The organism is Staphylococcus sp. HMSC062H10, from assembly GCF_001836945.1.
Lineage (GTDB): Bacteria > Bacillota > Bacilli > Staphylococcales > Staphylococcaceae > Staphylococcus > Staphylococcus aureus.
In genome coordinates, this window is record NZ_KV830980.1 from 94,081 (window position 1) to 115,979 (window position 21,899).

At 32.8% G+C, this 21,899-nt stretch carries 14 protein-coding genes; 4 read left to right on the plus strand and 10 right to left on the minus strand.

All coding sequences use genetic code 11. The annotated features are described in order from the left end of the window. Nucleotides 1-12: 12 nt before the first annotated feature. Nucleotides 13-1,329 carry a CoA-disulfide reductase gene (locus HMPREF2658_RS07990; RefSeq protein ID WP_054194544.1) on the plus strand — a complete coding sequence of 439 codons (1,317 nt, stop codon included), beginning with the start codon at nucleotides 13-15 and terminating at the stop codon, nucleotides 1,327-1,329. 313 nt (nucleotides 1,330-1,642) lie between these two features. Here HMPREF2658_RS07990 and HMPREF2658_RS07995 read toward each other — a convergent pair whose 3' ends face one another. The 8 genes from HMPREF2658_RS07995 to HMPREF2658_RS08035 form a co-directional block, all read right to left on the minus strand. Further along, on the minus strand, nucleotides 1,643-2,032 hold the full coding sequence (locus HMPREF2658_RS07995; protein WP_000902814.1) for a YisL family protein: 390 nt from the start codon (nucleotides 2,030-2,032) through the stop codon (nucleotides 1,643-1,645). Between the two features lie 326 nt (nucleotides 2,033-2,358). Beyond that, entirely contained in the window at nucleotides 2,359-3,261 is a 903-nt protein-coding gene (locus tag HMPREF2658_RS08000) for a fumarylacetoacetate hydrolase family protein (RefSeq protein ID WP_000670752.1), read from the minus strand. A gap of 165 nt (nucleotides 3,262-3,426) precedes the next feature. Beyond that, a complete protein-coding gene (gene addA / locus HMPREF2658_RS08005) occupies nucleotides 3,427-7,080 on the minus strand; it encodes a helicase-exonuclease AddAB subunit AddA (RefSeq protein WP_070854312.1) in 3,654 nt (1,217 codons plus the stop codon). Further along, on the minus strand, nucleotides 7,081-10,557 hold the full coding sequence (gene addB, locus HMPREF2658_RS08010) for a helicase-exonuclease AddAB subunit AddB (protein ID WP_000172361.1): 3,477 nt from the start codon (nucleotides 10,555-10,557) through the stop codon (nucleotides 7,081-7,083). It lies immediately after the preceding gene. Between the two features lie 159 nt (nucleotides 10,558-10,716). Further along, nucleotides 10,717-11,292: a signal peptidase I gene (gene lepB / locus HMPREF2658_RS08015; protein WP_000711897.1), complete on the minus strand. Its 576-nt coding sequence runs from the start codon at nucleotides 11,290-11,292 to the stop codon at nucleotides 10,717-10,719. Nucleotides 11,293-11,307: 15 nt separating this feature from the next. Beyond that, entirely contained in the window at nucleotides 11,308-11,832 is a 525-nt protein-coding gene (gene lepB / locus HMPREF2658_RS08020; RefSeq protein ID WP_000758209.1) for a signal peptidase I, read from the minus strand. A 4-nt stretch (nucleotides 11,833-11,836) separates the two neighbouring features. After that, nucleotides 11,837-12,412, minus strand: coding sequence for a TVP38/TMEM64 family protein (locus tag HMPREF2658_RS08025; protein ID WP_000007965.1), 576 nt, complete (start codon nucleotides 12,410-12,412; stop codon nucleotides 11,837-11,839). A 925-nt stretch (nucleotides 12,413-13,337) separates the two neighbouring features. Beyond that, nucleotides 13,338-14,669: a glucose-6-phosphate isomerase gene (locus HMPREF2658_RS08035; RefSeq protein ID WP_000148855.1), complete on the minus strand. Its 1,332-nt coding sequence runs from the start codon at nucleotides 14,667-14,669 to the stop codon at nucleotides 13,338-13,340. A gap of 350 nt (nucleotides 14,670-15,019) precedes the next feature. On the opposite strand from HMPREF2658_RS08035, the gene HMPREF2658_RS08040 reads away from it, so the two are divergent. From HMPREF2658_RS08040 to HMPREF2658_RS08050, 3 genes are all read left to right on the plus strand, one after another. Then, nucleotides 15,020-16,225 carry an argininosuccinate synthase gene (locus HMPREF2658_RS08040; protein ID WP_000660057.1) on the plus strand — a complete coding sequence of 402 codons (1,206 nt, stop codon included), beginning with the start codon at nucleotides 15,020-15,022 and terminating at the stop codon, nucleotides 16,223-16,225. After that, a complete protein-coding gene (argH, locus tag HMPREF2658_RS08045) occupies nucleotides 16,215-17,594 on the plus strand; it encodes an argininosuccinate lyase (protein ID WP_000066054.1) in 1,380 nt (459 codons plus the stop codon). The genes HMPREF2658_RS08040 and argH overlap by 11 nt, the downstream gene beginning before the upstream one ends. A gap of 241 nt (nucleotides 17,595-17,835) precedes the next feature. Further along, nucleotides 17,836-18,765 (plus strand): glycerophosphodiester phosphodiesterase, encoded by a 930-nt coding sequence (locus tag HMPREF2658_RS08050; RefSeq protein ID WP_000185324.1) that lies wholly within the window; start codon nucleotides 17,836-17,838, stop codon nucleotides 18,763-18,765. A gap of 448 nt (nucleotides 18,766-19,213) precedes the next feature. On the opposite strand, the gene HMPREF2658_RS08055 is transcribed toward HMPREF2658_RS08050, so the two are convergent. After that, nucleotides 19,214-20,458, minus strand: coding sequence for a Glu/Leu/Phe/Val family dehydrogenase (locus HMPREF2658_RS08055; RefSeq protein ID WP_000138487.1), 1,245 nt, complete (start codon nucleotides 20,456-20,458; stop codon nucleotides 19,214-19,216). Between the two features lie 108 nt (nucleotides 20,459-20,566). Next, nucleotides 20,567-21,757 (minus strand): ornithine--oxo-acid transaminase, encoded by a 1,191-nt coding sequence (locus tag HMPREF2658_RS08060; protein ID WP_000167314.1) that lies wholly within the window; start codon nucleotides 21,755-21,757, stop codon nucleotides 20,567-20,569. Nucleotides 21,758-21,899: the final 142 nt, after the last annotated feature.

Genomic DNA, 21,899 nt, shown 5'->3' on the forward strand with positions numbered 1-21,899 from the left:
AGGTAAGTTACGATGCCCAAAATAGTCGTAGTCGGAGCAGTCGCTGGCGGTGCTACATGTGCCAGCCAAATTCGACGTTTAGATAAAGAAAGTGACATTATTATTTTTGAAAAAGATCGTGATATGAGCTTTGCTAATTGTGCATTGCCTTATGTCATTGGCGAAGTTGTTGAAGATAGAAAATATGCTTTAGCGTATACACCTGAAAAATTTTATGATAGAAAGCAAATTACAGTAAAAACTTATCATGAAGTTATTGCAATCAATGATGAAAGACAAACTGTATCTGTATTAAATAGAAAGACCAACGAACAATTTGAAGAATCATACGATAAACTCATTTTAAGCCCTGGTGCAAGTGCAAATAGCCTTGGCTTTGAAAGTGATATTACATTTACACTTAGAAATTTAGAAGACACTGATGCTATCGATCAATTCATCAAAGCAAATCAAGTTGATAAAGTATTGGTTGTAGGTGCAGGGTATGTTTCACTAGAAGTTCTTGAAAACCTTTATGAACGTGGTTTACACCCTACTTTAATTCATCGATCTGATAAGATAAATAAATTAATGGATGCCGATATGAATCAACCTATACTTGATGAATTAGATAAGCGGGAGATTCCATACCGTTTAAATGAGGAAATTGTTGCTATCAATGGAAATGAAATTACATTTAAATCAGGAAAAGTTGAACATTACGATATGATTATTGAAGGTGTCGGTACTCACCCCAATTCAAAATTTATCGAAAGTTCAAATATCAAACTTGATCGAAAAGGTTTCATACCGGTAAACGATAAATTTGAAACAAATGTTCCAAACATTTATGCAATAGGCGATATTGCAACATCACATTATCGACATGTCGATCTACCGGCTAGTGTTCCTTTAGCTTGGGGCGCTCACCGTGCAGCAAGTATTGTTGCCGAACAAATTGCTGGAAATGACACTATTGAATTCAAAGGCTTCTTAGGCAACAATATTGTGAAGTTCTTTGATTATACATTTGCGAGTGTCGGCGTTAAACCAAACGAACTAAAGCAATTTGACTATAAAATGGTGGAAGTCACTCAAGGTGCACACGCGAATTATTACCCAGGAAATTCCCCTTTACACTTAAGAGTGTATTATGACACTTCAAACCGTCAGATTTTAAGAGCAGCTGCAGTAGGAAAAGAAGGCGCAAATAAACGTATTGATGTACTATCGATGGCAATGATGAACCAGCTAACTGTAGATGAGTTAACTGAGTTTGAAGTGGCTTATGCACCACCATATAGCCATCCTAAAGATTTAATCAATATGATTGGTTACAAAGCTAAATAAATGAATCATGCGATTCAATCTAATCTTAATTCTCTAGGTTAGTATTATGTTGGGAGTGGGACAGAAATGATATTTTCGTAAAATTTATTTCGTCGTCCCACCCCGGCAAGGTTGACTAGAATTGAAAAAAGCTTGTTACAAGCGCATTTTCGTTCAGTCAACTACTGCCATTATAACTTTGTAGAGCATAGAACATTGATTTATGTCTCAGGCTCATTTTTTTGTTTAAACATTTTTAGAATCAAAAAAAAGACATAAGGTATTGGACTAATAATTGTCCATGCCTTATGTCATATACTATATGTCTTATCAATTAGCCAATACCGAATAATTTTGATAAAGGCCCTAACGGTAGAATGACACCTAATACCATTGTGATGATAATTAATGCAATTGTTATCCAAAACATTGTGTGACTTTGTTCATGTCTCTTTCTTTTAGCAATCGACACTTCCATCAATCCAACTACTGCTACACCACACAGCATTTTCAATGTAAGCAACATATGATTTGCCCCGCCATTCATAAATGACTGAATTAATATCCAAAATCCTGAAATTAACGTCAACAGCATAAATAATCGTAGTACCATATGTAATGGTTTGAAATATGGCGTACCACCTTGATTTTTTGAAATATTTAAGTATGTAGCGATAAATAAAATGATTGCTAATACCCAACTTAAAATATGTAAATGTAACATATTAATTCCCCCACTTTAATAATTTTAGTTATTAAATTAAAACTTCGTGGGATAAATACCCACTTTCTTATAATTTAATCATTATTTGTTCATACACAAATATATATTTTACCACACTTCTATATTTGAGAGGAAGAACATGACATTTTATTACTTATTAGAATATTGTGCATCTGCTGTAAAATAATCAACTACTTCTTAATATCAATATTTCACTTTCGTCTCAAAATGGTAACATTATAAACAATAATCTTTAACACCTTTTTAGAAAAGCAAGAAAAAACTAACCAATCTATATAAAGACTGGTTAGCTTTTTAAATGATAATTATTTAGCGATATAAGTTGTCAGCGTTCCAATATTATCAATAGTCACTTTAACTTCATCACCTGGTTGTAAGAATTTAGGTGGTTGCATACCTGCACCAACGCCTGCTGGTGTACCAGTTGCAATAATATCTCCCGGATGTAGTGCAACATATTTTGAAATTTCTTCTATTAATTCATCAATTTTAAGAATCATTTCGCCAGTGTTACCATCTTGTCTAATTTCATTGTTAACTTTTGTAACAATATTTACATTTTCAGGTAATGGTAGTTCGTCTTTAGTAACGATATAAGGACCCATTGGGCAACCGCCAGTTAAACTTTTTGATAAAAATGCTTGATCTTGTTCACTTTGTGCTTTGCGATCAGTGATATCGTTAATAATTGTATAGCCGTAAACATAATCTAAAGCTAATGCTTTTGGAATCTTTTCACCAGACTTACCAATAACAATACCTAATTCACCTTCATAATCTAATTGATCAGTAATATCTTTATGATTTGGAATTGTTGCATTATCTCCTGTTAAAGATGACGCTGCTTTTGTAAATACATATAATTTTTCCACTTCATGATTTAATTCGTTCGCATGATCTTTGTAATTTCTACCAAAAGCAATCACATTATTCGGAGGTGTTACTGGTGGTAAGAATTCAATGTCATTAAATGAAATTTTATAGTCTTCAGCTTTGCCGCTATCTTCTGCTGCTACAACTGCTTTACGTACTTGTTCTTGAAAATCTAAAGTATGATTTTGTTGTAAACCAGCTAACAATGTTTTAGGATGGAAATCTCCTTCTGCAAAGTCAGCAAATACTTGTGTTAAATCCCATACAGCATCTTCGCGTTTTACTTTAACGCCATATGAAGTTTTGTCATTATACTTGAATGATAAGAATTTCATTCATTCTCAACTCCTCATCTTTATCTTAATTCACATTATAACTTTTTTCGTTATCAAATAACAAATAAATAAGTAAGACAATTTTGAAAATGAGTTGTGTTCATTCTGCTACAAGGACTTTGCACTTAATCGAAATTATTTTTTATTCTTTTGAAAATCAAAATACTATAGTTGCAATGTACCAAATTTGAAGAAGTATAAATAACCTTTAACTTCTTTATTAAGAATCGTTTGAAGCGTATTTTGATAATATTTCATCTGTATCTTATATTTATTTTTTAATTGTGTACCAATTTCTTCATCTGTCATCCCACGGCGACGATTAAATGCATCGGTTTTATAGTCTACAAAATAATGCACACCGTCTTTAACAAAGATCAAGTCAATCATACCTTGAATAATTGAGACGTCTTCGTCTCCTTGTGGCAATTGGTCCACTAATGCTTGGTTAACTACAAACGGTAATTCACGATAAACTTGCTCTGCTTCAGCAATAATCGAATATAACTCACTATTGATAAATGTCATAATTTCATCCATACGGATATCTTTTTTCGCATCTGCTTCGATAATATGTTTATCGATCAATCCATCTATATACTGATGTAACTCAACTTCAGATATGCGTTCTTTTTTGAATGGTAAATGTTGCATCACTGTATGCATTAACGTACCAATTTCATTCGCTTTTCGTTTACCTTGTTTACTTAGAAATTTAGGTCGTTCATACGTTGAAAAACCGATACGATATTGCCTTACTCGTTCGTAACTTGTGCCACTTTCTTCTGTTTCATATTGTCTTTTCAATTCAGAAACAGATTGTTTTGAGGGCTTTTTAGTATCATTTACATATGGATATCGATAATCAAGTTGGTGTTTAATTTGTGCTTTAACATCTTCATTACCATTTTGCATAGTTTCTAATTGATTAACCGAACGATATTCATCATTATCTAAAATGGTTTCTGTAGACACATCTTCAAAGTACACAATTGAAATATTTACATTCGGACGACTACTATCTTCAATTTGTGCTATATCTTTTTCAAATTTTAAATCATCTGGAATTGACGCAGATTGATGTTTAGATAAAATACTATAAATAAGATGGAACGGATTTGGTGAAGTTAATCGTTCATTGACAGCAATGTGCTCACCAGAAATAGACAATTGCTCTAGTTCTAGTAATGATTTATCATTTTTCACTCTACCAATTAAATAAAGTTGTTCTTTCGCTCTTGTTAATGCTACATAGACTAATCGCATTTCTTCTGACACAAGTTCTTTTTCGGCAACAGCTCTATATGCAACCGAAGCTAAAGATGGAAATGCCATTTCTTTATCCACATCAAAATAATCCATTCCGAGACCAAATTGCTGATTTAAAATAACTGGTTGTTTCAAATCACGTTTATTAAAATCTTTTGACAATCCAGAATAAATGACAAATGGAAACTCTAGACCTTTACTACTATGAATTGTCATCATTCTAACGACATTATCGTTTGGACCAACTACATTTTCCTCACCAAAATCTTTGCCTCTTTCAATCAATTCATCGATAAAACGAATAAATTGATATAAACCTCTAAAACTTGAATTCTCAAACTCGATAGCTTTATTAAATAAACCATAAAGATTTGCACGTCGTCCACGTCCACCAATAAGTCCACTAAAGTATTGAATAACATAATGATCATTATAAAATTTATCAATTAACTGATACACCGGATGATCTTTACTATATTGTTGGTAACTTTGAATATCTGATAAAAACATTTTTAATTTATCAACTAAAATAGCGTCTGCTGCTTCGTCATTAATGTAATTTACAATCGATTGATAGAAGTAGTCATCATTTGGACTCAATATTCTAATTAGAGCTAATTCGTCTTCTTTGAACTGATATATAACGGAGCGCATTAACCCAACTAAATAAATATCTTGTAATGGATTATCTATCGCTCTTAAAAATGATAATACTAAACGGACTTCTGTTTGTTCAAAGTATCCTTCACGACTATTAACATGGAATGGAATATCTTCATTTTTAAAGGCTTGTTGTAAATTGCGAGCTTGTCCAAAGCTGCGTTCTAGAATAACGATATCCTTGTATGTCGCACTTCTATAGCTTCCTGTTTTCATATCATAAACTTTTTGATGTTCTAAGATATCTTTAACTTGTTCTACTATAAAATGTGCTTCTTGTTCACTACCAGTTAAATCACTATGTTCTTGATCCGCTTCAACAAGCACTTTTAAATTTACTGGATGGTCCGATTCATCATATGGTGCACCATAATACAATTGTGCTGATTCATCATAATTTACTTCACCGACTTGTTCATCCATCATATGTTTGAATATATAGTTTGTCGTTGCCAGTACTTCTTTACGTGAACGGAAGTTTTGCGACAAATCAATTCGACGTCCAGTGCCATCACCATCTATAGTAAAGCGTTGATACTTTTCAATAAATAAACTTGGATCAGCTTGTCTAAATTTATAAATGGATTGCTTAACATCTCCAACCATAAATAAATTACCATTATGTTCATCACCCGTTTTGATGCAAGATAATATTTTCTCTTGAACTCGGTTCGTATCTTGATACTCATCGACCAATATTTCTTGGAAGTGTTGACGGTATGATTCGGCAATTTCTGAAGGCGAACCATCCTCATTAGTTAAAATTTGTAATGCAAAATGCTCATAATCAGAAAAATCCAAAATATTTTTGCTACGCTTTTTTCGATTGAATTCTGACATAACATCTTTCACAATACGCGCAAGATACTTTACTCGTGGCGCCAATTGTTGCATATCAGCTTTCAAATCATCAGCTTCTCTTGAAAAGTAATCACTCTTCACTTTATCAATTAATGATTTATATTTTTTATACTGAAGTTTAGCATCTTCTAACGCATCGACCATCATTTCATTTGCTTCTTTAATTTTCGCTGTTACATTAGGCAAACGCGCGTCAAATTCGTGACCAGTTAAATAAGGTATATCAATAAAGCCACCTTCTAAAACACGCCCCATTAAACGTCGTTCATCTTCTATAACAGCTAAATGTTTGTCGACGCCATCCATCATACTAAACAAATCATACGCCTTATTTAAAGCATCATAGGCAGCTGTGATAAATACTTTAGATAAGTCTGTTAGTAGTTGAATAAGTTGCGCTTGTTGTGCTTCTTCTTCGTATGGTGTCACCAATTGGTCCAACCAATTTGTAGGATCTGGATTTGCAACGCTAAAGAAATACAATTGTTTAATAATCATTCGAAACTGATCATCACTTCTATCTGAAGACAATTGCTCTGTTAATTCAATAAAAGCAGGATCAAGGATATCGTAATGTTGTTCTATAACTTCATCTATCGTTTGTTCTAATAATAAAATATTTTCAGCTTCACTGCTTGTTCTAAAGTTCGGGTCAATATTTAATACATCATAATGCTGTTGAATTAATTTCAAGCAAAAACTATGAAGTGTAGATATTTGTGCTTGATGAATTTTGATGCGTTGGTTTTTCAAGTGTGCATTTGCAGGATCAGCAATCGATGCCTCTTGAATACGTTGGTCTACACGATGCTTCATTTCACGTGCACTTAAGTTTGTAAACGTTACGACTAAAAGTCGATCGACATCAATGCCATCACGTAAAATCTTTTGGATAATACGCTCAACTAGTACAGCTGTTTTACCTGAACCTGCCGCGGCTGCAACAAGTACATCTTGTCCTGTTGCGTAAATACTTTGCCATTGCGCGTCAGTCCAAATCACGCCTTGTGGTTTCTCTGGAATTGTCATCTATTGCTCACCCCCAAATTCATCATTAATGTTAATATTTTGAATTGCTTCAATTGGATTTATTGTTTCATCTACAGTTCGATATCGCTTACTATCAATCATACCATCTACATGACATACCGATTGATAACTACAAAAAGCACATGGCAATTTTTGTTTGTACTTTAATGGTGCAACTTCAGTATGTCCATCCATAATATTTGAAGCTGTTTCTATAAAATTCTCTTTGTTATGTTGGATGAATTTATAAATCGTTGCCTCATCTGCAACTTGGCTGCCTCGTTTACTCAAAGAGCCATCTTTATTCAAACCAACTGGTACAATATCTGAAGTAAATTTAGGTTCTAAACGGATGTCCAACGCATCAATAACTGCTTGGTCCGCATTCACTAAACCACTGAGCTTAAACTTTTTAATTAAATCTTGTTCTAATTTATCTTCATCAATATCTGCCCAAGATTTAAATTTAATTCTAGGTTCATGTACATGGAAGTATAATAAACCACCTGGTTTCACAATATCTGTTAATCCAAGGCGTTGTTTATTTTGTAAAACGATATCCATGTATGTCATCATTTGCATTTGCATACCATAATATACTTTCGTTAAATCAAGTATCGCACTACCTTCAGAGGATTTATAGTCAATGATATTAACAAAACTTGTATCATTCTTTGTATACGTATCGATACGGTCAATTTGCCCTCTAATATTAATTGGAATACCTTGAGTTGTCGTTAATGTTTGTGCAATTAATTCGTCATTTGTTCTTGGTTTCCTTCTAAAACTTGTCTCAAAATGTTTTGGCATAAACTTTGAATACGTGCCTTGATATTTTAATGCGCTTAGTGTTGTTTCTACAATAGCGCCAATGCGTCTTGATAAATAACGATAGTAAGCTGAAGAATTTAATAAATTAAACTGAACTTTAGGTAAAATTTCTTCCAATGCTTCATTCGTTAATTGTCTTATTTTTTTCAGGTCTAATTGTTTAAAATCGCCATTAATACGTTCAGATATATATTTTAAAACAGAATGGAAAATATCACCTAAATCAAAGTTTTGAAGTTCATACTTCGTTCGCTCATTTAGTTTCAGACCATGTGAGGCATAGTGTTTAAATGGGCATTGTTGATAACCTTCAAATCGAGATACACTGGCATTGATTTCCTTACCATATAAATCTTTAGACAACGTTTCACCTAATTGTACTGTTTCATTGTCAAACGTTAATGCTGACATTAAATAATCTAAACCTTGATTTAAATGATCGCTATCTCTAATTACTTGATAAGCATCTAACCAACTATCAGCGACAATTTCATCATCTAACCATGATCGTAACGCCTCAAATAATGCAATTTTCGTTTGCTTAACATGTTGCATTAACGATAGCGGTGCTACTTCGTGATAACGAGGAATGTTAGTAATTTCAAGTCGATTGAATAACGCTTGAATTTGCGTTAAAAACGGACTAATCTCTTTATCATCGCCACTTGATCCCATTAAACTATAAGAAAATGTAACATTTCCCTTAGCTCTAGTCATAGCAACATAACAAACAAATGCTTCATCCATCTGTAAAATGTCTGATGTTGGACTTAACTCGACATTGGCCTGCTGTTCAAAGTATTTCTTTTCTTCATCTGTAATCAAGCTTGACGCAGTTACTGGTTGTGGCATCGTACCATCATTCATTCCAACTAAGTAAACATGTTGCTTATTGTCGACTTTAGCCAAATCCATCGTACCAATACTAACTTGGTCCAATGTTTGCGGAATCATAACAAATTCTAATTGTTCTAAACCAATATCAAATACTTCTAAGAAACGATCCATCGACATTGGTTCATCGCCAAATACTAGAACTAAGTCATCAAGGATTTGAATTAAACCATTCCATATTTGATCAATTTCTTCCGCCTTTTCATGATTACCATTTAAATCAAGTTCATCTCGCTCAGTCATCAATTGATTTGGCAGTTCGAAATATTCCATACTTTCATAAAAAGCAGTTGCAAAGTCTTTTACAGTTGCGGCTTGTGACATTTGCTTTTCAAAATATAAAATTTTATCAATGACATCTTTCTTTAACTTAACGACTTGTTCAAATGTGTTACGTTCATCTTCGGTCAGTTTATGCGCTTTACGCCCCATTTTGCTAAAATGTTCGACATTAAATAGCTCATCATCTAACCAACGTTTACCGTATATACCACGTTCAAGTACAAAATTTTCAAGTAAATCAACTAAGTATGCACTTTTTAGATATGATGCCGTTAACACATCAGTCTTCAATAAGCGTAGCATTGGATTAACTTGCCAATTAGATTGAATAACTTCAATCAATGAACGAATCATTTCCATGACCGGATGATGTGTCATCGAACGCTTTGTATCAATGTTATAAGGAATATTATAAAGCGGTAATATGGAATCAAATAAATAAGCATAAGACTCGTCACGATATAAAATAGCAATATCTTGATATCGTAATTGCTTATCACGAATATCAACGATGATACGTCGTGCAATTTCATTTATTTCCTCTCTCATAGTCGCAGATTCTAAAATATTGATATGACCTTGACATGCCACTCGATTGATTTGAAACGCATCAAATTCCTGTTCAAGATGCTTTAAATCTTGATTATTAAAGCGATAAAATTGGTTGAAATATTGACGTTCAATAGAAATATTGAGTTCATTTGCTATTTCTTCAATATGTTGTAACACTTCCGATGGTTTTCTAAATAAACTGAATTGATCGTTGTTACCATCTGTCGTCAATATAATTGTGACACTCTTCGCATATTTAATTAATTCTTTGATTATTAAATACTCAATCGTTGAAAAGTTGTGAAAACCATCAATATATATATCAGCACGTTTTAGCCACTCTGATTTCGGCATACAATCAATAAAATATTGTAATGCATCCTCACCCGTAATAAACTCGTTTTGAATGCGTTGTTCGAACTCTCGGTATATTAAAGCAATATCCTCTAACTTATTTTTAGTTCGAGTTTGCATATTTTTATCAGCAATAAAGCTTTCTAAATGTTCAGGCGTTACTGCATATTTTTTAAAATCTTGAATTTGTTCTGTTAATTTTTCACTAAACCCATAATATTTTGCTTGTGATTGATAAAGTTTTAAATACTTTTGTTGTTCTTGAACAATGTTATAAATCATCATTTCCGTTGCAGCTTTAGATAACTTTTGTTCGCTATAACTACCAACTTCTTGGAAAATACGATGACTTAATCGTTCAAAATGCAACACTTCTGTTCTTAAACTACCATTTAATTCCGGATCATTGACAAAGGCTTGTTCTAATTGAAATGTACTTTGAGTTGGCGCAATTAAAATGATTGGATCTCCAAGCGGATCTGCTTTCATTTTTTGTTTTATTTCGGTCAACATTTTCGTAGACTTACCTGTTCCCGCTCTACCTAAATAAGCATGTAATGTCATGACAAACCCTCACTTCCTTTGACACATATTTTAACACAAAGTGATTGTGATTGATTTATTATAAGTTCATTTCGAACTTAGCTTTTATTGTGGTACTGACAAAATAAAACATCGTTTATCAGTATTAAAACCGACAAACGATGTTGTATTATATTCATATTAATTTTTAGTATTTTCAGGATTGAAATTATATTTAAATTCGCTGAATGGCCAGAATCTAAATGAAACTTTACCAACAATTTGGTCTTCATCAATGAGGCCAAACGCACGGCTATCTTTACTTACTTCACGATTATCCCCAAGAACTAAATATTTACCTTTTGGAATTACATTTGATTTAGGGTTCGCATTCGGTAAATCTTTAACTTGGAAAGTCCCAGTAATGTAATCACCTTGTTTATGTTTTAAATTGTAGTTTAAATATGGTTCATCTTGTTTTTTGCCATTGACATATAATGTATCATTTTTATATTCTACTTTATCGCCAGGAACACCGATGACACGTTTAACATAGTCATCATTTTTGTTTGCATGGAAAACAACTACATTACCTTTTTCCAAACCACCTGTTTTATATCCAATAATGTTTACAGCTACTCGCTCGCCATCTTTCAAAGTTGGATCCATTGACTCACCTTTAATTGTATATGGTGTAACAATAAATTTACCTACTATAAATAAAATGACAAAAGCGACTGCAATTGAAATAATCCATTCCAATAATTCTTTTTTCAATTTTGACACCTCTTTTTAAGATTTGAACTGAATCGTCCATTTTGAAAAAGGATAATATCTCAAACTTATATTACCAATAATATCCTTTTTATCAATTAAACCAAATTGTCTAGAATCATGCTGATTGTTATCATGATCATTTAGCACAACAAAATTGTTAGGCGGTATAATATCTCCATCTAATTCTTTAAAATTGCGCAAACTAAAATCTTTAATTTTTCTGTTCTTGGCATAAGATGCGTCAACCGGTCGGTCATCACGGTATAATTGTCCCTGACGAAACGCCATTGATTGACCAGGTTTGGCAATAATTCGACTAGTATATATCTCGTTACCACGCCTATATGTAATGATATCACCATTATTCAATTGATTAAATGTAACTTTAATTTTATTTACAATAACACGATCCCCTTTGTTAAGGGTTGGTGACATATCATTATTCGGAATGACATGACCAACTATTACAAAAGTTTGTACGAACAGTACAATGATAATAGCAAGTATCAATGAAATCAAATATTTTACAACTTTTTTCACGATGTCACTCCTTTTTCGACCCCATAAAATGCTGTTCTAACTTTTTTCCAACAATCCAAAATACAATCAACACAACTAACATTAATATCCCTCTTAAAGGATGCGTTAAAATTGTAGTAATTTCCTTTCCTAAATAACCTAAAATAATTGTTGAAACTAACTTTGATGATGCCAAAACAATGAAATAATATTTAGGTCTAATATGAGATAGACTCGCTACAAAATTTATTAATGTATTTGGCGTAAAAGGAAAACAAAGTAAAATAAACAATGGGATTAATCCTTGGCGATCAATAAAACTAATCAAGCGTTGAACAGCAGTACGTTGTTTAATTCGCTGCATCCTCTCAGTGTTCACCAATCGTTTACAGATCAAATAGACTGTAAATGTTCCAGAAATTAATCCAAGCCAACTAATCAATATACCTAAAATAGGTCCATAGGCTTGAATATTAATTAAAATATAGAGTGCTAATGGAAATACTGGAATAATCGCTCTTATATATAACAATATGAATCCAGGTAAATAACCAAACTGTCGAAATATCTCAAACCATTCTTCTACTTGATGAAACGACAAATCATCAATCCCTTTCTTTGGCTGAAGATAATTATTCTTACATTATAAAGTTAATTACTAAGTAAAGAAACATTAACATGTAATCATGCTAATAAATCAGTCTCTAGTAGTATAACAATATTATTGTATGGCAGATATTATTTTATCTTTAATTTTCTCTTAACATTCTTCGTCTTAAGTATTTGTCTAAACGTAGGAACGAGCCTAGGACCTTTATATATATATCAGACACTTACTGACGTTGACTACTTGCATTTTATATTTTAAAATTTCTCAATGCTTTTCTAATCCATTGACCATCCATTACTTAAATTTGTTAAGTTTAACATAAGCCCAACAAATAAAAGCTAATAACAATATGCCACTAAAAACAAAAATATTTATATTCATTTTTATCGTTACATTAGTATTTAATAACCCATTAAAACAAACAACTGCTGTTAATATTATTAATACTATCTGTATTTTTCTATATAAACTTTCCAACATAAACCTCTCTTTAAAGTTTCTTTTACAGTGAAAATTATAGGTGCTAATTAAATATCACAAAACATACTATCACTTCGAACAAGTAATATAATTAATCTCTTTCATCACTATTTATTTAATATACACTTCGATGTACAATGTTTATTTTTTATGCTTTTCATTTATAGAAATTATCATCGTCAACAAAACACTAAAAACAGCAATTATTAAAAACAAACTTGTATTCATACTAACCGCCTCCTATAAATATAGTTAACTAATAATAAATACATGTAACTTAATTCTATACCAATCAAAATTTTTAATAATATAAAAAGACAACTTCTATTTAAATAACTCTAAATAGAAATTGCCTTTTCATTTTTATCAATGAACTTAATATTCAGCTCTATATTTATACCATTTTATAGATCACTAATCATTGAAGTAATGTATTTTATAAACGCTCTTCTAATTCTTTTTTCAAGTCTTCAAAACCAGGTTTACCTAATAATGCGAACATGTTTTGTTTATATGCTTCTACACCAGGTTGGTTAAATGGATTTACGCCTAATTGGTATCCACTCATTGCACAAGCAAGTTCGAAGAAGTATACGACATAACCGAAAGTTTCTTCATCTAATTGTGGAATGTTCACTACCATGTTAGGAACACCACCATCAGTATGCGCTAATAATGTACCTTCGAATGCTTTTGTGTTAACTTCGTCGATTGTTTTACCAGCTAAATAATTTAATCCGTCTAAATCATCACTATCTTTTTCAATAGTAATATCATATTTAGGATGATTTACTTTTACAACTGTTTCGAATAAGAAACGACGGCCTTCTTGTACATATTGACCTAAAGAATGTAAATCAGTTGTGTAGTTGGCACTTGAAGGATAGATACCTTTGAAGTCTTTACCTTCTGATTCACCAAATAATTGTTTCCACCATTCATTAAAGTATTGCATAGATGGTTCATAGTTAATCAACATTTCTGTTGTATAACCTTTTGCATATAAAATGTTTCGAATTGTCGCATATTGGTATGCAATGTTTTCTTCTAATTTATCTGAAGATAATTCTTCACGTGCTTTTGCAGCACCAATCATCATAGCTTCGATGTTAATTCCAGCTGTTGCAATTGGTAATAATCCTACTGCTGTTAAAACAGAATATCTTCCACCTACATCATCAGGTACGATGAACGTTTCATAACCTTCGTTTGTAGCCAACTGTTTTAAAGCACCTTTTTCTTTATCCGTTGTTGCAAATATACGTTTTTGTGCTTCTTCTTTACCGTATCTTTCTTCAACTAATTGTTTGAACAATCTAAATGCAACTGCTGGTTCTGTAGTTGTACCAGATTTAGAAATAACGTTTACAGAGAAATCTTTGTCTGCTAAATAATCAACTAACTCTTTAGTGTATGTTGATGATAAGTGATTACCAACAAATACAATTTCAGGGTATTCATTGCTGTTTCTAAATGATGACGTTAACATTTCGATTGCTGCACGTGCACCTAAGTAAGAACCACCAATACCGATGACTACTAAAACATCAGAATTTTCTTTAATGCGTTTTGATGCTTCAACAATTCTTGAAAATTCTTCTTTGTCGTAATCAACTGGTAAATCAACCCAGCCTAAGAAGTCACTACCTGCACCAGTACCTTCATGAATTGTTTTGTGAATTGATTTAACAATTTCTTGTTGTTGTTTTAATTCGTGTTCACCGAAAAATTCTAACGTTTTACTAAAATCTAATTGAATATGAGTCATCTATAAAAGCCTCCTGTTTCATTTAATATCTTAATTTTACTAAGTTTACGTTTGCGATTCAATTCACAAGTTTGTACTTAATCAATAAAATTGATATTTATGTGACGTTTCACACCTATTTTTCAACAAACATTTCAAACTGGCGTCAAACACTCAAACATTTTTTATACAATTTGCATGTTTTTTAAAACACTTTTAAACATTGATAAATAAGCATTTATACTTCTAACTCTAACTGCCTCTATCATATTTTATGAATAAATATGTAAAATAATGGTTTTATTTTCATTAAAAGTTTGCTATCATGTGTTCATACGAAATATTCAGATAACTACAATGAGGTGAATTTTATGAAAGAGAAAATTGTTTTAGCATATTCAGGAGGACTAGATACAAGTGTGGCCGTTCAATGGCTTATCGACAAAGGATACGACGTTGTAGCTTGTTGCCTAGATGTTGGTGAAGGTAAAGATTTAGACATCGTTTATCAAAAAGCTTTAGATATGGGAGCTATTGAATGTCATATTATTGATGCGACAAAAGAATTTAGTGATGAGTATGTAAGTTATGCAATCAAAGGAAATTTAATGTATGAAAATGCATATCCATTAGTTTCTGCTTTATCAAGACCATTAATCGCTAAAAAATTAGTAGAGATTGCTGAGAAAACAAATTCAGTAGGTATTGCACATGGTTGTACTGGTAAAGGGAATGACCAAGTACGTTTCGAAGTTGCCATTAAAGCATTAAACCCATCATTGAAAGCATTCGCACCTGTACGTGAGTGGGCTTGGAGTCGTGAAGAAGAAATTGATTATGCAATTAAACATAATATCCCTGTATCAATCAACCATGATTCACCTTATTCTATCGATCAAAATCTATGGGGCAGAGCGAATGAATGTGGTATTTTAGAAGATCCTTATGCTGCGCCACCAGAGGATGCGTTCGATCTAACAAATGCTTTAGAAGAAACACCAGATACTGCTGATGAAATCATTTTAACGTTTGTTAAAGGTATCCCAGTTCAAATTGATGGCAAAACATATGAATTAGACGATTTAATTTTAACGTTGAATGCATTAGCTGGTAAGCATGGTATTGGAAGAATTGACCATGTAGAAAATAGACTTGTAGGTATCAAATCAAGAGAAATTTATGAAGCACCTGCTGCAGAAGTTATTTTAAAAGCGCATAAAGCATTAGAAACGATTACGTTAACGAAAGATGTTGCACACTTTAAACCAATCATTGAGAAGCAATTTGCTGAACAACTATACAATGGACTTTGGTTCTCACCTTTAACTGATAGCTTGAAATTATTTATTGATAGTACTCAGCAATACGTAAGTGGTGATGTCAGAATTAAATTATTCAAAGGTAATGCCATCGTGAATGGTAGAAAATCACCTTACACATTATATGATGAAAAATTAGCAACTTATACAAAAGAAGATGCATTTAATCAAGACGCTGCTGTTGGCTTTATCGATATCTATGGTTTACCTACTCAAGTAAATGCGATGTTACATGGAGGCAATAGCAATGAGCAATAAAGCTTGGGGCGGTAGATTTGAAGTACAACCTGAAGAGTGGGTTGATGACTTTAACGCATCCATTACTTTTGATCAAACGCTCATAGATCAAGATATCGAAGGCAGCATTGCGCATGCAACTATGCTTGCGAATCAAGGCATTATTAGTCAACAAGACAGCGAACAAATTATACAAGGACTAAAATCTATTCAACATGATTATCATCAAGATCAAATTCAATTTAGTGCATCATTAGAAGATATTCATTTAAATATTGAACATGAATTAATTAAACGTATTGGTGATGCTGGTGGTAAGTTGCATACTGGACGCAGTAGAAACGATCAAGTTGCAACAGACATGCACTTGTACACTAAGAAACAAGTGCAAGATATCATCGCATTAATTAAGTCGTTACAAAGTGTAATTGTAGACATCGCTTCCAATAATGTTGATACAATTATGCCTGGTTATACTCATTTACAGCGTGCACAGCCAATTTCATTTGCACATCATATTATGACTTATTTTTGGATGTTACAACGAGACCAACAACGATTTGAAGATAGTTTAAAACGAATCGATATTAATCCTTTAGGTGCAGCAGCCTTAAGTGGTACCACATACCCTATCGATAGACACGAGACAACAGCATTGTTGAACTTTGGCAGTCTCTATGAGAATAGCCTAGATGCTGTGAGTGACAGAGACTATATTATTGAAACATTGCATAATATTTCTTTAACGATGGTTCACTTATCACGCTTTGCAGAGGAAATTATTTTCTGGTCCACAGACGAAGCTAAATTCATTACATTATCAGATGCATTTTCAACTGGCTCATCTATTATGCCACAAAAGAAAAATCCTGATATGGCAGAATTAATTAGAGGTAAAGTTGGCCGAACGACTGGTCATTTAATGAGTATGCTTATGACTTTAAAAGGATTACCTCTAGCATATAACAAAGATATGCAGGAAGATAAAGAAGGTTTATTCGATGCTGTCCATACAATTAAAGGTTCTTTACGTATTTTCGAAGGTATGATTCAAACGATGACAATTAATAAAGAACGACTCAATCAAACTGTTAAAGAAGATTTTTCAAATGCAACGGAACTGGCAGATTATTTAGTAACTAAAAATATTCCATTTAGAACTGCACATGAAATTGTAGGAAAAATCGTCTTAGAATGTATACAACAAGGTCATTATTTATTAGATGTTCCTTTAGCAACATATCAACAACATCATTCTAGTATTGATTCCGATATTTATGATTATTTGCAGCCTGAAAATTGCTTAAAACGACGTCAAAGTTACGGTTCAACGGGTCAATCATCGGTCAAACAACAACTTGATGTTGCTAAACAATTACTATCACAATAAATACGTTAATCTACCTACCCACAATGTCTATGAAAATTACATTGTGGGTATTTTAATGCTCTAATTGTCTTATTGAACATCACATTTTTAAGATTCCTAAAATGTTTGATAATTCTTTTAAATTTATATTACAGAAATGTTATAAATTGTAAAAGAAATGTGTAAAGCGTTTTCACAAACATCATTTTATAGTATTTTAAAATTGTTAGACTACAAATAAAGAGATGAAAGGATAAAGACTATGACTAACTCTTCGAAAAGCTTCACTAAATTTATGGCTGCTTCTGCTGTTTTTACTATGGGATTTTTATCAGTACCTACTGCTGGCGCTGAACAAACAAATCAAATTGCAAATAAACCTCAGGCGATTCAATGGCATACAAATTTAACAAATGAGCGATTCACGACTATCGCACATCGTGGCGCAAGTGGCTATGCACCCGAGCATACGTTTCAAGCATACGATAAGAGTCATAATGAGTTGAAAGCATCTTATATCGAAATTGATTTACAACGTACCAAAGATGGCCATTTAGTTGCTATGCATGATGAAACTGTTAACCGTACAACAAATGGACACGGTAAAGTTGAGGATTATACCCTTGATGAATTAAAACAATTAGATGCAGGAAGTTGGTTTAATAAAAAATATCCAAAATACGCGAGAGCAAGTTATAAAAATGCTAAAGTACCCACTTTAGATGAAATTTTAGAACGTTATGGTCCGAATGCAAACTATTATATTGAAACAAAGTCACCTGATGTATACCCAGGAATGGAAGAACAATTATTAGCTTCATTGAAAAGGCATCACCTTTTAAATAACAATAAATTAAAAAATGGACATGTAATGATTCAATCATTTTCTGACGAAAGTTTAAAGAAAATTCATCGTCAAAATAAGCATGTGCCATTAGTAAAATTAGTTGATAAAGGTGAACTACAACAATTTAACGACCAACGCTTAAAAGAGATACGCTCTTATGCGATTGGATTAGGTCCTGATTATACAGATTTAACTGAACAAAATACCCATCATTTAAAAGACTTAGGATTTATAGTACATCCTTATACAGTGAATGAAAAAGCTGATATGTTACGATTAAATAAATACGGCGTTGATGGTGTCTTTACAAATTTTGCTGATAAATATAAAGAAGTCATTAAGTAGTATTGTTCAACTATAAAACATAAATACAAAAATATAGCTATTACTATAAAAAACAGCAGTAAGATATTTCCGAATAGAAAATATCCTACTGCTGTCTTTTTGATCAAATATATAGTTGACCGTTTAATTAGAAATTCTCAGTGTTCGGGGCCCACCCCAACTTGCACATTATTGTAAGCTGGCTTTCCACCAGCTTCTGTGTTGGGGCCCCGCCAACTTGCACATTATTGTAAGCTGACTTTTCGCCAGCTTCTGTGTTGGGGCCCCGCCAACTTGTATTGTCTGTAGAAATTGGCTCCTAAATTTCTCTGTGTTGGGGCCCCGGCTATTTTTGAAATAAGCTTGTTACAAGTGTATTTTTATTCAGTCAACTACTGCTAAAATAAAATTAACGAGCTTAGGGCTTTGTTTTCTGTCCCAAGCTCGTTAAATCACATATGATAATTAATTATGCCCAACCACGATATCTAGCTGCTTCTGCTGTACGTTTAATACCTATGATATATGCTGCAAGTCTCATATCTATTTTTCGATTTTGAGACAATTCGTAAATCGTATCAAATGCCGCTTCTAATTTTTCACGTAGCTTTTCATTAACTTCTTCTTCAGACCAATAATAACCTTGATTATTTTGTACCCATTCGAAATAAGAAACCGTTACACCACCAGCACTTGCTAATACGTCTGGAACTAATAATATACCACGTTCAGTTAAAATACGTGTTGCTTCTGGTGTTGTAGGTCCATTAGCAGCTTCAACAACGATGCTAGCTTTAATATCATGTGCATTGTCTTCTGTAATTTGGTTTGAAATAGCCGCTGGTACTAAAATGTCACAATCTAATTCAAACAATTCTTTATTTGAGATTGTTTCTTCAAATAAATTTGTTACCGTACCAAAACTATCACGACGGTCTAATAAATAATCTATATCTAAGCCATTTGGATCGTGTAATGCACCATAAGCATCAGAGATACCTACAATTTTTGCACCTAAATCATATAAGAATTTAGCTAAGAAACTTCCGGCATTACCGAAACCTTGAATAACAACCTTGGCACCTTCAATTTGCATATTACGACGTTTTGCAGCTTGTTCAATTGCAATAACTACACCTAGTGCAGTTGATCTGTCGCGTCCATGAGAACCACCCAATACAATTGGTTTACCTGTGATGAAACCTGGTGAATTAAATTTATCTAATGCACTATATTCATCCATCATCCAAGCCATAATTTGTGAGTTTGTAAATACATCTGGTGCTGGAATATCTTTGTTCGGACCTACGAATTGTGAAATTGCTCTTACATATCCGCGTGATAAACGTTCAACTTCATGAATGCTCATTTGACGTGGATCACAAACGATACCACCCTTACCACCACCGTATGGTAAGTTAACAATGCCACATTTCAAAGTCATCCACATTGATAATGCTTTTACTTCTTCTTCATCAACATCTGGGTGGAAACGCACGCCCCCTTTTGTTGGTCCAACAGCATCATTATGTTGCGCACGGTAACCTGTGAATGTTTTAACAGTGCCATCATCCATTCGTACAGGGATACGCACTTGTAACATTCTTAAAGGTTCTTTAATTAAATCGTACATTCCTTCGTCAAATCCCAATTTATGCAATGCTTCTTTAATAATTCCTTGAGTAGAAGTTACTAAATTATTGTTCTCAGTCATGATCCTTTTCGCCTCTTCTTTACCTAATGATTTCGCTTTCAAACATATTGTAACATAACGTATTCCTTTTTAAAGCCCTTACAAACTGATTGTTACAACTTTTTGACATTATTGAAATACATGTCTTATTTTTTCAAGTGCAAGGTCCAATTCTTCTTTAGTAATAATTAATGGTGGTGCAAAACGAATGACAGTATCATGCGTTTCTTTACATAATAAGCCTTCTTCTTTCAAAGCTTCACAATATGGTCTAGCACTTTCATTAAGTTCCACACCTATAAACAAACCACGTCCACGGACTTCTTTAATTGATGGATGATCAATTTGCTTTAATTGTTCTTTAAAATAATCTCCTAATTCTAAAGAGCGCCCTGGTAAATCCTCATCAACGATAACATCTAATGCAGCAATTGATGCAGCACAAGCAAGTGGATTACCACCAAATGTTGAACCATGTGAGCCAGGTGTAAAGACATCTAATACTTCTTTATCTGCTAATACAACAGAAATTGGGAAGACACCACCACCTAGTGCTTTACCTAAAATATAGACATCAGGTTTTACATTATCCCAATCCGTAGCAAATAATTTACCCGAACGACCTAATCCTGCTTGGATTTCGTCAGCAATAAATAAGACATTATGTTCATCACATAATTCTCTAATTGCTTTCAAATATCCTTCTGGTGGTATATTTATACCCGCTTCACCTTGAATTGGTTCTACTAAAACTGCTGCAGTATTTTCATTAATTGCAGCTTTCAATGCATCTACATCTCCAAAATCAACTTTTCTAAATCCATCTAATAACGGACCATAACCACGTTGGTATTCTGCTTCTGATGATAATGAAACTGGCGCCATTGTTCGACCATGGAAGTTACCATTAAATGCAATGATTTCTGCTTTATTTGGCTCAATTCCTTTAACATCGTATGCCCAGCGTCGTGCTGCTTTCAAAGCTGTTTCTACTGCTTCAGCACCTGTATTCATTGGTAAAGCTTTATCTTTACCTGCCAGTTTACAAATTTTTTCGTACCATTCTCCTAAGTTATCACTATGAAAAGCACGTGAAACTAGAGTCACTTTATCAGCTTGATCTTTTAATGCTTGAATAATTTTCGGATGTCTATGACCTTGGTTAACAGCGGAATATGCAGATAACATATCCATATATTTATTGCCTTCAGGATCTTTAACCCATACCCCTTCAGCTTCTGAAATGACAATTGGCAATGGTAAATAATTATGTGCTCCGTAATGATTTGTTAACTCAATAATTTTTTCAGATTTAGTCATCATATCTCCCCTTTTCATCATTTATAACTATTATACATGAAACATTATCCAAATAATTACATTAGTTTTCAAAGCAGATACTTTTCCACCAAAAAAGATGAAATAATCACTAAGTTTCATTAAATTTGTCTATTTTGAAAAC

Excerpts from the sequence above, each read along its gene's own strand:
- HMPREF2658_RS08035 (WP_000148855.1), bottom strand. The coding sequence starts at position 14,669 with ATGACTCATATTCAATTAGATTTTAGTAAAACGTTAGAATTTTTCGGT.
- HMPREF2658_RS07995 (WP_000902814.1), bottom strand. The coding sequence starts at position 2,032 with ATGTTACATTTACATATTTTAAGTTGGGTATTAGCAATCATTTTATTT.
- HMPREF2658_RS08060 (WP_000167314.1), bottom strand. The coding sequence starts at position 21,757 with ATGACTAAATCTGAAAAAATTATTGAGTTAACAAATCATTACGGAGCA.
- addA (WP_070854312.1), bottom strand. The coding sequence starts at position 7,080 with ATGACAATTCCAGAGAAACCACAAGGCGTGATTTGGACTGACGCGCAA.
- HMPREF2658_RS07990 (WP_054194544.1), top strand. The coding sequence starts at position 13 with ATGCCCAAAATAGTCGTAGTCGGAGCAGTCGCTGGCGGTGCTACATGT.
- HMPREF2658_RS08000 (WP_000670752.1), bottom strand. The coding sequence starts at position 3,261 with ATGAAATTCTTATCATTCAAGTATAATGACAAAACTTCATATGGCGTT.
- HMPREF2658_RS08040 (WP_000660057.1), top strand. The coding sequence starts at position 15,020 with ATGAAAGAGAAAATTGTTTTAGCATATTCAGGAGGACTAGATACAAGT.
- argH (WP_000066054.1), top strand. The coding sequence starts at position 16,215 with ATGAGCAATAAAGCTTGGGGCGGTAGATTTGAAGTACAACCTGAAGAG.
- HMPREF2658_RS08055 (WP_000138487.1), bottom strand. The coding sequence starts at position 20,458 with ATGACTGAGAACAATAATTTAGTAACTTCTACTCAAGGAATTATTAAA.
- addB (WP_000172361.1), bottom strand. The coding sequence starts at position 10,557 with ATGACATTACATGCTTATTTAGGTAGAGCGGGAACAGGTAAGTCTACG.
- HMPREF2658_RS08050 (WP_000185324.1), top strand. The coding sequence starts at position 17,836 with ATGACTAACTCTTCGAAAAGCTTCACTAAATTTATGGCTGCTTCTGCT.